Here is a 12,301-nt window from a genome sequence, read left to right on the forward strand (position 1 = left end):
AGGATGACGATGAAGCGACTTAAAAATGAACTCAATTCTCTGGTCAATCGTGGGGTTGACCGTCATTTACGCCTGGCGGTCACCGGACTGAGCCGCAGCGGCAAAACCGCGTTTATAACGGCGATGGTCAATCAACTCCTCAACCTGCACGCCGGGGCGCGTTTACCTCTGCTGAGCGCCGTGCGCGAAGAGCGGCTGTTGGGCGTAAAGCGCGTGCCGCAGCGCGATTTTGGCATTCCCCGTTTTACCTACGATGAAGGGCTGGCCCAGCTGTATGGCTCTCCGCCCACCTGGCCGACGCCGACTCGTGGGGTAAGCGAGATCCGTCTGGCGCTGCGCTTTCGCTCCAACGATTCGCTGCTGCGTCACTTTAAAGAGACCTCCACCCTCTATCTGGAGATCGTTGATTATCCGGGTGAATGGCTACTCGATCTGCCGATGCTGACCCAGGATTATCTGAGCTGGTCGCGACAGATGACCGGTTTACTGCAGGGGCAACGCGCGGAGTGGTCAGCCCGCTGGCGTACGCTGTGCGAGGGGCTGGATCCGCTGGCACCCGCCGACGAAAACCGGCTGGCGGCCATCTCAGAAGCCTGGACCGATTATCTGCATCAATGCAAAAAAGAGGGGCTGCACTTTATCCAGCCGGGCCGCTTCGTGCTACCGGGCGATATGGCTGGCGCTCCGGCGCTGCAATTCTTCCCCTGGCCGGACGTGGACGCCGTTGGCGAATCTAAACTTGCTCAGGCGGATAAACAGACCAACGCCGGAATGCTGCGGGATCGCTTCAACTACTACTGCGAAAAGGTGGTGAAGGGGTTCTACACCAACCACTTCTTACGCTTCGACCGCCAGATCGTGCTGGTGGATTGCCTGCAGCCGCTCAACAGCGGGCCGCAGGCCTTTAACGACATGCGTCTGGCGCTCACCCAACTGATGCAGAGCTTCCACTACGGGCAGCGTACGCTGTTCCGTCGCCTCTTCTCCCCGGTGATCGACAAACTGCTGTTCGCCGCCACCAAGGCGGATCACGTCACGGTGGATCAGCACGCCAATATGGTGTCGCTCCTGCAACAGCTGGTGCAGGATGCCTGGCAGAACGCGGCGTTCGAGGGCATCAGCATGGACTGTCTGGGCCTGGCCTCGGTGCAGGCCACCCAGAGCGGATTGATTGACGTCAATGGCGACAAGATCCCGGCGCTGCGTGGGCACCGCCTGAGCGATGGCGCCCCGCTGACGGTCTACCCCGGCGAGGTGCCCGCCCGGCTGCCCGGCCAGGCGTTCTGGCAAAAGCAGGGCTTCCAGTTCGAAGCCTTCCGTCCGCAGACCATGAACGTTGACCAGCCGCTGCCGCACATTCGTCTCGATGCCGCGCTGGAGTTTTTAATTGGAGATAAATTGCGATGACCGAACCCTTAAAACCGCGGATGGACTTTAGCGGGACGCTGGAGCAGGAACAGCAAGAGGCCTTCAAGGCGTCACAAACTTTCGATGCGGCGCAGGCTGAGCAGTTTGCCCCGGTGGTGACGGACATGCTTCCCGCTGAAGAGGGACAGGCCGAAGCCGTGGTTGAGGCAGCCCTGCGCCCGAAACGCAGCCTGTGGCGCAAAATGGTCAGCGCCGGGCTGCTGCTGGCTGGCGTCACGGTGGTGGGACAAGGCGTACAGTGGGCGATGAACGCCTGGCAAACCCAGGACTGGGTGGCGCTGGGTGGATGCGCGGCCGGGGCGCTGATCGTCGGCGCAGGCGTGGGCTCCATTGCCACCGAATGGCGACGCTTATGGCGACTGCGTCAGCGCGCGCACGAGCGTGACGAAGCCCGGGATCTGCTCAACAGCCACGGCACCGGTAACGGACGAGTATTTTGCGAAAAACTGGCGAAACAGGCCGGGCTGGATCAGTCTCACCCGGCGCTCCAGCGCTGGTATGCCGCGATCCACGAAACGCAGAACGACCGGGAAGTGGTCTCGCTGTATGCCCACCTGGTTCAGCCGGTGCTTGATGGCCAGGCGCGACGGGAGATCAGCCGCTCGGCGGCAGAGTCGACCCTGATGATCGCCGTCAGCCCGCTGGCACTGGTGGATATGGCCTTTATCGCCTGGCGTAACCTGCGTCTGATCAACCGTATCGCCGCCCTGTACGGCATTGAACTGGGCTATTACAGCCGCCTGCGTCTGTTCCGTCTGGTGCTGCTGAATATGGCCTTTGCCGGCACCAGCGAAGTAGTGCGCGAAGTGGGTATGGACTGGATGTCGCAGGATCTGGCCGCACGCCTCTCGGCCCGCGCGGCCCAGGGGATTGGTGCCGGATTGCTGACCGCGCGGCTGGGGATCAAAGCGATGGAGTTGTGCCGTCCTCTGCCGTGGACAGCGGACGATAAACCACGCCTGGGCGATTTCCGCCGGGAATTAATCGGTCAGCTGAAAGAAACGCTCAACAAAAAACCGCAGTAGCCCTTCCGCCTCGCACATAATTCCGCCTCTCGCTTCACAGGCTGTCAATATTTGTTGACAGCCTTCTTCCCGATCGCCGATATCTGGCTTATCATTTCAGAGTTACTGTTTATAGAGTGATTTTCCCATGCGTCTGGAAGTGTTTTGTAAGGACCGTCTCGGCCTGACTCGCGAGTTACTCGATCTCCTTGTTTTGCGTAGCATTGACCTGCGTGGAATTGAGATCGACCCTATCGGGAAGATTTACCTGAACTTTGCCGAAATTGCATTCGATACATTCAGCAGCTTGATGGCTGAAATCCGCCGTATCGCTGGCGTTACGGATGTGCGCACCGTGCCGTGGATGCCCTCCGAGCGCGAGCATCTGGCTCTGAGCGCACTGCTGGAAGCGATGCCGGAGCCGTTCTTGTCCCTGGATCTGAAGGGCAAAATTGACCGGGCCAACCTGGCGAGCTGTCAGCTGTTTGCCCAGGAGCAGGACAAGCTGAGCAGCCACAATGCCGCCCAGTTGATCCCCGGCTTCAACTTCCAGCGCTGGCTGGAGAGCAACCCACGCTCGACCCATAGCGAGCATGTGATCATCAACGGGCAGAATTTCCTGATGGAGATCACCCCGGTCTACCTGCAGGGCGACAACGACGACCGCACTCTGACCGGGTCGGTGATCATGCTCCGCTCCACGGTGCGCATGGGACGTCAGCTGCAAAACCTGTCCAGCCAGGATGTCGGCGCCTTTAGCCAGATCATCGCCGTCAGCCCGAAAATGCGCCACGTGGTGGAGCAGGCGCGCAAGCTGGCGAATCTGGCGGCGCCTCTGCTGATTACCGGCGATACCGGCACCGGCAAGGATCTGCTGGCCCATGCGGTACATCAGGCGGGCCCGCGCGCGGCTAAACCTTATCTGGCGCTCAACTGCGCCTCTATTCCGGAAGATGCTGTCGAAAGCGAACTGTTCGGCCACGCCCCGGAAGGCAAAAAAGGCTTCTTTGAGCAGGCCAACGGCGGCTCGGTGCTGCTGGATGAGATCGGTGAAATGTCACCGCGGATGCAGGCCAAACTCCTGCGTTTCCTCAACGACGGTACCTTCCGCCGGGTGGGGGAAGATCATGAGGTCCATGTGGATGTGCGCGTGATCTGCGCCACCCAGAAGAATCTGGTGGAGCTGGTGCAGAAGGGTGTCTTCCGGGAAGATCTCTATTATCGCCTTAACGTGCTGACGCTGAATATCCCGCCACTGCGCGATTGCCCGCAGGACATCATGCCGCTGACCGAGCTGTTTGTGGCGCGCTTTGCCGACGAGCAGGGCATTCCACGGCCTAAGTTTTCGGCCGATCTGAATACGGTGCTCACCCGTTACGGCTGGCCGGGAAATATCCGTCAGTTGAAGAATGCAATTTATCGCGCGCTGACCCAGCTTGAAGGCTATGAGCTGCGGCCGCAGGATATTTTGCTGCCGGATTATGACGCCGGTACGGTGGCGGTGGGCGAAGAGGCGATGGAAGGGTCGCTGGATGACATTACCAGCCGCTTCGAACGCTCGGTGTTAACGCAGCTGTACCGCAACTATCCCAGCACCCGCAAGCTGGCGAAACGGCTGGGTGTTTCGCATACCGCGATTGCCAATAAACTGCGTGAGTATGGGCTGAGCCAAAAGAAGGGTGACGAGTAAAAGAAAAAAGCCTCCGCAGGGAGGCTTTATTTTTGGTCTCAGGCTTTCAGCGCTTCCAGCGCGGCAGCATAGTCCGGCTCGGTGGTGATTTCATTCACCAGGTGGCTGAACACGACGGTGTCGTTTTCGTCGATCACCACAACTGCGCGGGCAGCCAGGCCTTTCAGGGCGCCTTCAGCGATGCCCACACCGTACTGCTCCAGGAATTCCGGGTTACGCAGGGTGGAGAGGGTGATGACGTTGCTCAGGCCTTCAGCACCGCAGAAACGAGACTGGGCGAACGGCAGGTCGGCGGAGATGCACAGCACAACGGTGTTGTCCATTTCAGTCGCCAGCTGATTGAATTTACGCACAGATGCGGCACATACGCCGGTATCGATGCTTGGGAAAATGTTCAGTACTTTACGTTTGCCGGCAAACTGGCTCAGCACGACGTCAGACAGATCTTTTGCCACGAGCGTAAACGCCTGCGCTTTGCTGCCAGTCTGAGGAATGGATCCTGCAACAGAAACCGGGTTGCCCTGGAAATGAACGAGTTGTGACATAGTTATCTTCCTGTTTACATATAGTTAACGTCGCCGTTAGTGTATGTCATCAGCCAATAACACAGCAAACCCTATTTACGCGAAGCCGCTATACAGGAGTGAGTGATGAGAACCCTCAAGGTTTATGAAGAAGCCTGGCCATTGCATACGCCGTTTGTGATCTCCCGGGGAACCCGGAGCGAGGCCTGCGTGGTGGTAGTCGAAATAGAGGAAGAGGGTGTCAAAGGGGTGGGGGAATGTACCCCGTACCCGCGGTATGGTGAAAGTATCGCCTCGGTGATGGCGCAGATTATGGCACTGGGGCCGGAACTTGAGCAGGGGCTTAGCCGGGAAGCACTGCAGACGCTGCTGCCACCCGGTGCGGCGCGCAATGCCGTTGACTGCGCCCTGTGGGATTTAGCCGCGCGCCAGCAGGGGATCCCGCTGGCCGCTCTGGCCGGGGTGACGCTGCCGCAAACGGTGGTGACCGCCCAGACGGTGGTGATCGGCGAACCCGCGCAGATGGCCGCCAGCGCCAAAGCCCTGTACGCCGCCGGGGCGCGACTGCTGAAAGTGAAGATGGACGATCGTCTGATCAGCGAAAGGATGGTCGCCATTCGCGGTGCAGTTCCTGAGGCTACGCTGATCGTTGATGCTAACGAATCCTGGCACAGCGAAGGGCTGGCCGCGCGCTGCCAGCTGCTGGCGGATCTGGATGTTGCCATGCTCGAGCAACCCTTGCCTGCGGGTGACGATGCCGCGCTGTCGAATTTCATTCACCCGCTGCCCATCTGCGCCGACGAAAGCTGCCATACGCGCGCGAGCCTGCCCGCCCTGAAAGGGCGCTACGAGATGGTGAATCTTAAGCTGGATAAAACGGGTGGGATCACTGAAGCGCTGGCGCTGGCCGCCGAGGCGCGGGAGAACGGTTTTGCGCTGATGCTGGGCTGTATGCTCTGCACCTCACGCGCCATTAATGCGGCGTTACCCCTGGCGGGCGAGGTGCAGTTTGCCGATCTGGATGGCCCGACCTGGCTGGCGGTGGACGTCTCACCGGCGCTGCATTACACCACCGGCGTAGTTCATCTCTGAGGTTCCCAGCGCAGCAGATCGGTCATCGCTCTCAGGTATTTCTCACTGGCCTCGTCGGAGGAGATCGGCGGGAACTCGGCGGTGATGCAGTGCAGGCTTAAATCAGCGCACCAGCTGCCGAACGATCCCGGCGTTTCATACCCGACGCTGGTGACCAGTGGCAGCGAAAACGCATCAGCCAGCCAGCGTCCCAGCGCGGTATGGGCCGGATCCTCAATGCAGGCCAGCGGATCGTGAAATGACACCACCCAGGCCGGATGCAGCTTGTGGATCAGGTGACACAGCGCTTCCGTTTCCGGCTCTGAGCCCGGTTTGTCACCGGTCAGCAATACCACATCCCGGTCCTGGGCGGCACTGTTCCAGCGGTAAACCGTCTCGCCTTCACGCCAGTTGGCCGCCGGGAAGTTACGATTTAAATCCACGCCGCGGGCGTTGGCGCGCAGCCCCAACTGACAGCCGTCCGGGTTGACGGTTAAAATGACATGGTGACGACGAAGCTCCGGGGCGAGGGTGCGCAGGGCGCAGGAGAGGGTTACTATCGATGAGTTTTCATCCCCGTGGGTCCCGGCAATGATCAGGCCGCTATTGCGATCGGCCTGCGGCGCAGGGAACCAGATCAAGGGCGCGCCGAGGAACGAGCGGCCATAATGTTCGGTTCCAGGCGGGAAAGCACCACGTTCCGTTCTTGGGCGAGTAAGGGACATAGATGTTCCTGAATCAAAGTTATACTACTGGCAGTGTTGTGCAAAACACATGGTTAATCAAATAGTTTCAGTGCCGGGGCAAAACCGGCCGATATCAACTTTCCGACGGAAGTTGTTTGCATTTCCCTGTTCTGAAACAAATAATTACGCATCTGCTCGTTACCCATCATTTCAAAGGGGATCTCATGAAGCATCCGGTTTCGTTGATTTGTTCAGCCCTGTGGTTGTGTGGCTTTTCTTCTTATTCCTTTGCTGCGGATGTGCCCTCCGGGACGACGCTGGCGCCGAAGCAGGAGCTGGTGCGTCATATTAAAGATGAACCGGCCTCGCTGGATCCCGCCAAAGCGGTGGGGCTGCCGGAGATTCAGGTGATCCGCGATCTGTTCGAAGGCCTCGTCAATCAGAACGAAAAGGGCGAACTGGTTCCAGGGGTTGCCACCCGCTGGCAGAGTAACGATAACCGCGCCTGGACCTTCACCCTGCGCGAGAACGCCCGCTGGTCTGACGGTACCCCCGTCACCGCACAGGATTTTGTCTACAGCTGGCAGCGCCTGGTGGATCCGAAAACCACGTCGCCGTTCGCCTGGTTTGCAGCGTTGGCGGGGATCAGCAACGCGCAGGCCATCATCGATGGCAAGGCTACGCCGGATAAGCTGGGCGTGACCGCGGTGGATAACAGAACCCTGCGCGTGCAGCTGGATAAACCGCTGCCGTGGTTTGCCAACCTGACGGCGAGCTTCGCCTTCTACCCGGTACAAAAAGCCAACGTGGAGAGCAGCGCGGAGTGGACCCGGCCCGGTGCGCTGGTGGGCAATGGGGCATACATCCTGAAAGACCGGGTGGTCAATGAGAAACTGGTTGTTGAGCGCAACACTCATTACTGGGATAACGACAAAACGGTGCTGCAGAAAGTGACCTTTATCCCGATTAACCAGGAGTCCTCTGCCACCAAGCGTTACCTGGCAGACGATATCGACATCACCGAGTCATTCCCGAAAAACCTCTACCAGAAGCTGCTGAAGGACATTCCGGGCCAGGTCTATACCCCGCCGCAACTCGGCACCTATTATTATGCTTTTAACACCCAGAAAGGCCCGACGGCGGATGCCCGGGTGCGTCTGGCGCTGAGCATGACCATCGACCGGCGGATTATGGCCGAGAAAGTGCTTGGCACCGGTGAGAAACCGGCATGGCACTTCACGCCGGACGTCACCGCAGGCTTTACTCCTGAACCATCCCCCTTCGAGCAGATGAGCCAGGAAGAGATGAATGCGCAGGCTAAAACGCTGCTGCAGGCGGCAGGCTACAACGCGCAGAAACCTCTCAAGCTGACGCTGCTGTACAACACCTCGGAAAACCACCAGAAAATCGCTATCGCGGTGGCATCAATGTGGAAAAAGAATCTTGGCGTCGATGTGAAGCTGCAAAATCAGGAGTGGAAAACCTATATCGACAGCCGTAACACCGGTAATTTCGATGTGATCCGCGCTTCGTGGGTGGGGGATTATAACGAGCCGTCGACGTTCCTCTCGCTGCTGACCTCCACGCATACGGGTAATATCTCCCGCTTTAACGATCCGGCGTATGACAAGGTGATAAATCAGGCGTCGCTGGAGACCACCGTTAAGGCCCGCAACGCGGATTACAATACGGCGGAGAAAATCCTCGCCGAAAAAGCGCCAATTGCGCCGATCTATCAGTACACCAACGGGCGCTTAATTAAACCCTGGGTGAAAGGGTATCCGATCAACAACCCGGAAGATGTGGCGTACAGTCGCACAATGTATATCGAGAAGCATTGACGGGGCCTGCGTAAGACAACCTCTGCTGTAACCGGAACTGGCGCGATTATCAGCGCCAGTTTTCATTTAACAGCCAATTATAACTGCGCCCATTCTGATTTTTATTTTCCCTTATTAAATTCGCTGCGGCATTTATAAACCTTATTGATTTAATAAAGAAGAAGTATTCAGTGCAAAAATAATACCTTGCTCTTTGCGAGGGACATCTCTTCTTTATTCCTGCGCGAATGATTAAAGTCCTGAATATATAATTGCTATCTGATGTTTCTTATTGTGGGGAGTTAACGATATCTGTTAGAGGGAAGTCTAGTTTTGGACCACGAGTTAGTTGATTCATTCTAATTAATTGGTCTAATATCGACCCCGGCGAACAAATGTAGATTTACTTAATAACTATTCCTTAAGGAAAAGGGACTGCTATGGCTGATACATTTCAGAATGAGGTGCCCAAGGCACGCATAAATTTAAAACTAGCCCTCCACACCGGCGGCGCACAGAAGAAAGTTGAACTGCCGCTGAAGCTTCTTACTGTTGGTGACTTCAGTAATGGCAAAGAAAACCGGCCGTTATCTGAACGTGAGAAGATAAACGTCAATAAAAATAATTTTGACAGTGTACTTTCGGAATTTAACCCGGAAATTAACCTGGATGTGCAGAACACGCTGGCGAGTGAGGGTTCAGAAGAAAATATCCGACTGCATTTTTCCAGCATGAAAGATTTCGAGCCAGAACAGGTTGCCCGTCAAATTCCTCAACTTCGCGCCATGCTGGCGATGCGTAATTTATTACGCGATTTGAAATCCAATCTCCTTGATAACGCCACTTTCAGAAAAGAGCTCGAGAAAATTCTTAAAGATCCGGCGCTGTCTCAGGAATTACGTGACGAAATGAGTGCGCTTGCCCCGAAATAAAAAACGGGCATCTCTTTTAATGGATTAACCGGGAATATGCTGATGTCTGTGAATACTGAAACTGGCTCTGCTCAGGGGCAAACCACCGTACTGGAAAAAGAGGGCGTTTACGCCTCCCTGTTTGAAAAAATCAACCTCACCCCGGCGTCCAGCCTCGGGGATATTAATACGTTTCTGGATGATGCCGCGCTGGCCGATGCGCCTGCGGGCGAGCGCCTGACGGCCGCCATGCAGGTGTTTATGGACTGTATCCGTAAATCTGGCCAGCAGGTGGAAAAGCTCGACAAAACGCTGATCGATCACCATATCGCCGAACTGGACTTTCAAATAAGCCGCCAGTTGGATGCGGTGATGCATCATGAAGAATTCCAGAAGGTAGAGTCCCTGTGGCGTGGCCTTAAACAGCTGGTGGACAACACCGACTATCGCCAGAACGTGAAAACAGAAATTCTCGACGTCTCCAAAGACGACCTGCGTCAGGATTTTGAAGATGCGCCGGAGCTTATCCAGAGCGGACTTTACTGGCACACCTACACTGCTGAATACGACACCCCAGGCGGCGAGCCGATTGGTTCGGTGATCTCCTCCTGGGAATTTGACGCCAGCCCGCAGGACGTGGCGTTGCTGCGCAATATCTCAAAAGTCTCCGCCGCGGCGCATATGCCGTTTATCGGATCTGTCGGGCCAAAATTCTTCCTGAAAGAGTCGATGGAAGAGGTGGCGGCCATTAAAGATATCGGCAACTACTTCGACCGCGCCGAATACATCAAATGGAAATCCTTCCGCGACACCGACGACTCCCGCTATATCGGTCTGGTCATGCCCCGCGTACTCGGACGCCTGCCGTATGGCCCGGATACCGTGCCGGTACGCAGCTTTAACTACGTTGAGCAGGTAAAAGGGCCCGACCACGAGAAATACCTCTGGACCAGCGCGTCATTTGCCTTTGCCTCCAACATGGTGAAGAGCTTCATTAATAATGGCTGGTGCGTGCAGATCCGCGGCCCACAGGCCGGTGGCGCAGTGAAAGATCTGCCGATCCATCTGTACGATCTGGGTACCGGCAACCAGGTGAAGATCCCGTCCGAAGTGATGATCCCGGAAACCCGCGAGTTCGAATTCGCCAATCTCGGTTTCATCCCACTGTCGTACTACAAGAACCGCGACTACGCCTGCTTCTTCTCAGCCAACTCCACACAAAAACCGGCGCTGTACGATACGGCAGATGCCACGGCTAACAGCCGCATCAACGCGCGGCTGCCTTATATCTTCCTGCTGTCCCGTATCGCTCACTACCTGAAGCTTATTCAGCGCGAAAACATCGGTACCACCAAAGACCGTCGCCTGCTGGAGCTGGAGCTCAATACCTGGGTACGCGGTCTGGTGACCGAAATGACCGATCCGGGCGACGAGCTGCAGGCCTCTCATCCGCTGCGCGACGCGAAAGTGATTGTGGAAGATATCGAGGACAACCCGGGCTTCTTCCGTGTGCGGCTGTATGCAGTACCGCACTTCCAGGTGGAAGGGATGGATGTGAATCTGTCGCTGGTTTCCCAGATGCCAAAAGCGAAAGCGTAAGGCGGTAGCAGGGATGAAAATTTATCGTCCGCTTTGGGAGGATGGGGCCGCTCTGGCCCCGCAACAGTTCCAGCAGCAGACCCGCTGGAATGAACACGTTGCCGACATGGTCGCCCGGATGGGTATTTCTCATCCCTGGGGCGTGGTGGCAGCAGAATTTGATGATGCAGCACTGGCGCTCTCGCGCCTGAACGCCACCCGTCTGGTGGTGCGCTTTCAGGACGGTACCCTTGTTGATACTGACCTGGCAGACACGCTTCCTCCGGTCTGTGATGTGTCTGTTGCAGCTGGCAGTGAGGCTGTTGACGTGGTTATCGCGCTGCCGCTGCTGAGCGCCAGTGGCGGCAACCTCGATAACGGTCAGGACAGTGAGCGCCCGCGTCGCTGGAAAGCCGAACGCGTAGTGGTGCAGGAACTGGCCGGCCATGAAAGCGGGGAACTCGCAATTTTGCGTCATGCGCTGACCCTGCGTCTGTCCAGTCAGGAAAACACGGCATACCTGACCTGTCCGGTGGCCCGTCTGGTGCGTAATGCACAGGGGCAGTGGAGCCTGGACCCGGCCTTCATTCCGCCGATGCTTGCCGTTGCTGCAAGCCCGTTGCTGACTACCGAACTGGGTGACCTGCTGGTTCGCTTGCAGGTTCGCCGCCGCCGCCTGATGGCCATGCGCCGGGAAAGTAATGAGCGGATGGCCGACTTTGCGGTCGCGGATGTTTCCCTGTTCTGGCTGCTCAATGCCCTGAACAGCGCTGAGCCGGTGCTGACAGAACTGCTGCAGACACCGGGCAGGCACCCGGAACTGCTGTACCGTGAACTGACCCGTCTGGCCGGCAGCCTGTTGACTTTTTCCCTGGAGCACGACGCCGGGGATATTCCTGCTTATCAGCACAATGCACCGGAACGGGTAGAGGAGCAGTTGCGTCAGCTCTCTGAGCTCCCCGCAGAGCAGGACAGTAACGCCGTCCGGCAGCGCCAGGTGGAACAGCATCTGCAACAGCTGATTGCCTCCTGGGCTGCGCTGAAATCAATCCAGATTGAATAAAGCCGAAATGATGACAAGGACGACAATGTGTCAGCCAGAGAACGTTTTTTTAAAAAAGTGCAGGACAAAAACAATAGAGTTACGTCGGGCAAAAAATCCGCTGACGCAGAGGTCAGGGCATTCTGCTCCCGAATGGATGAGCTTGCGCAGCAAATAAACCAGTGGTTTGCGGGTTCCGGAATTGAGGTGACGTTTTCCACCCGACACCTCCATGACCTGAGCGCGGTGGGCTACAGCCTGAACAGCGGGATATATCGGTATGACATCACCGCGATCCAGTTACAGAACGGTGATCGTAGCGTCCGACTTCTTCCGGAGCAGCTCTGGAATGGCACCGAGACGGGTATTGTGATCCTGCATGTCGATGCGCCCGGTATCAGGCAGGTCTTTTGTCTGAGCATGGCACCAGAGACCGGATGGTTTATTCGGCGTGAGTATCAGAGCGCCAGAGATAACGTCATTATGACGGAAGCGCTGTTTTTTGAGGCTGTTGACAGGCTGGCGTGAAGCCCGCGAGCCTGTCAAC

At 57.2% G+C, this 12,301-nt stretch carries 10 protein-coding genes and 1 pseudogene; 9 read left to right on the forward strand and 2 right to left on the reverse strand.

All coding sequences use genetic code 11. The features are described from left to right. Positions 1-9: 9 nt before the first annotated feature. The 3 genes from LG383_RS06875 to tyrR all read left to right on the forward strand — a co-directional run bounded on the left by LG383_RS06875 (position 10) and on the right by tyrR (position 4,122). Positions 10-1,407: a YcjX family protein gene (locus LG383_RS06875; RefSeq protein ID WP_225758635.1), complete on the forward strand. Its 1,398-nt coding sequence runs from the start codon at positions 10-12 to the stop codon at positions 1,405-1,407. Beyond that, on the forward strand, positions 1,404-2,453 hold the full coding sequence (locus LG383_RS06880) for a YcjF family protein (protein WP_225758636.1): 1,050 nt from the start codon (positions 1,404-1,406) through the stop codon (positions 2,451-2,453). Before LG383_RS06875 ends, LG383_RS06880 begins: the two co-directional genes overlap by 4 nt. A gap of 127 nt (positions 2,454-2,580) precedes the next feature. Continuing rightward, positions 2,581-4,122, forward strand: a complete 1,542-nt coding sequence (gene tyrR, locus LG383_RS06885; RefSeq protein ID WP_106993113.1) for a transcriptional regulator TyrR — start codon at positions 2,581-2,583, stop codon at positions 4,120-4,122. A 38-nt stretch (positions 4,123-4,160) separates the two neighbouring features. Here the strand turns inward: tyrR and tpx are convergent, their stop codons facing one another. After that, entirely contained in the window at positions 4,161-4,667 is a 507-nt protein-coding gene (gene tpx, locus LG383_RS06890; RefSeq protein ID WP_032611112.1) for a thiol peroxidase, read from the reverse strand. A gap of 105 nt (positions 4,668-4,772) precedes the next feature. Here tpx and ycjG point away from each other — a divergent pair, with 105 nt between their 5' ends. After that, the gene (ycjG, locus tag LG383_RS06895; protein ID WP_106993112.1) at positions 4,773-5,738 is read left to right on the forward strand and encodes an L-Ala-D/L-Glu epimerase; all 966 of its coding nucleotides are present in this window, start codon (positions 4,773-4,775) and stop codon (positions 5,736-5,738) included. Here ycjG and mpaA read toward each other — a convergent pair. Next, positions 5,729-6,442: a murein tripeptide amidase MpaA gene (gene mpaA, locus LG383_RS06900; RefSeq protein WP_106993111.1), complete on the reverse strand. Its 714-nt coding sequence runs from the start codon at positions 6,440-6,442 to the stop codon at positions 5,729-5,731. The two genes, ycjG and mpaA, sit on opposite strands and share 10 nt — an antisense overlap. A 185-nt stretch (positions 6,443-6,627) precedes the next feature. Between mpaA and LG383_RS06905 the strand changes: the two genes are divergently transcribed. The 5 genes and pseudogenes from LG383_RS06905 to LG383_RS06925 all read left to right on the forward strand — a co-directional run bounded on the left by LG383_RS06905 (position 6,628) and on the right by LG383_RS06925 (position 12,282). Continuing rightward, a complete protein-coding gene (locus LG383_RS06905; protein WP_225758637.1) occupies positions 6,628-8,244 on the forward strand; it encodes an ABC transporter substrate-binding protein in 1,617 nt (538 codons plus the stop codon). Between the two features lie 419 nt (positions 8,245-8,663). Beyond that, on the forward strand, positions 8,664-9,155 hold the full coding sequence (gene tssB / locus LG383_RS06910) for a type VI secretion system contractile sheath small subunit (RefSeq protein ID WP_225758638.1): 492 nt from the start codon (positions 8,664-8,666) through the stop codon (positions 9,153-9,155). A 42-nt stretch (positions 9,156-9,197) separates the two neighbouring features. Further along, entirely contained in the window at positions 9,198-10,733 is a 1,536-nt protein-coding gene (tssC, locus tag LG383_RS06915) for a type VI secretion system contractile sheath large subunit (RefSeq protein WP_225758639.1), read from the forward strand. Positions 10,734-10,746: 13 nt separating this feature from the next. Then, positions 10,747-11,647 (forward strand): annotated as a pseudogene (gene tssK / locus LG383_RS06920) (type VI secretion system baseplate subunit TssK); the annotation flags it as partial. Positions 11,648-11,802: 155 nt separating this feature from the next. Next, a complete protein-coding gene (locus LG383_RS06925) occupies positions 11,803-12,282 on the forward strand; it encodes a hypothetical protein (RefSeq protein ID WP_225758640.1) in 480 nt (159 codons plus the stop codon). Positions 12,283-12,301 lie beyond the last annotated feature (19 nt).

The sequence above is a fragment of the Leclercia sp. Marseille-Q4284 genome, from assembly GCF_916618945.1.
GTDB classification, from domain to species: Bacteria; Pseudomonadota; Gammaproteobacteria; order Enterobacterales; family Enterobacteriaceae; genus Enterobacter; species Enterobacter tamurae.

Excerpts from the sequence above, each read along its gene's own strand:
- tssC (WP_225758639.1), top strand. The coding sequence starts at position 9,198 with ATGTCTGTGAATACTGAAACTGGCTCTGCTCAGGGGCAAACCACCGTA.
- LG383_RS06905 (WP_225758637.1), top strand. The coding sequence starts at position 6,628 with ATGAAGCATCCGGTTTCGTTGATTTGTTCAGCCCTGTGGTTGTGTGGC.
- ycjG (WP_106993112.1), top strand. The coding sequence starts at position 4,773 with ATGAGAACCCTCAAGGTTTATGAAGAAGCCTGGCCATTGCATACGCCG.
- tssB (WP_225758638.1), top strand. The coding sequence starts at position 8,664 with ATGGCTGATACATTTCAGAATGAGGTGCCCAAGGCACGCATAAATTTA.
- mpaA (WP_106993111.1), bottom strand. The coding sequence starts at position 6,442 with ATGTCCCTTACTCGCCCAAGAACGGAACGTGGTGCTTTCCCGCCTGGA.
- LG383_RS06880 (WP_225758636.1), top strand. The coding sequence starts at position 1,404 with ATGACCGAACCCTTAAAACCGCGGATGGACTTTAGCGGGACGCTGGAG.
- LG383_RS06875 (WP_225758635.1), top strand. The coding sequence starts at position 10 with ATGAAGCGACTTAAAAATGAACTCAATTCTCTGGTCAATCGTGGGGTT.
- tyrR (WP_106993113.1), top strand. The coding sequence starts at position 2,581 with ATGCGTCTGGAAGTGTTTTGTAAGGACCGTCTCGGCCTGACTCGCGAG.
- tpx (WP_032611112.1), bottom strand. The coding sequence starts at position 4,667 with ATGTCACAACTCGTTCATTTCCAGGGCAACCCGGTTTCTGTTGCAGGA.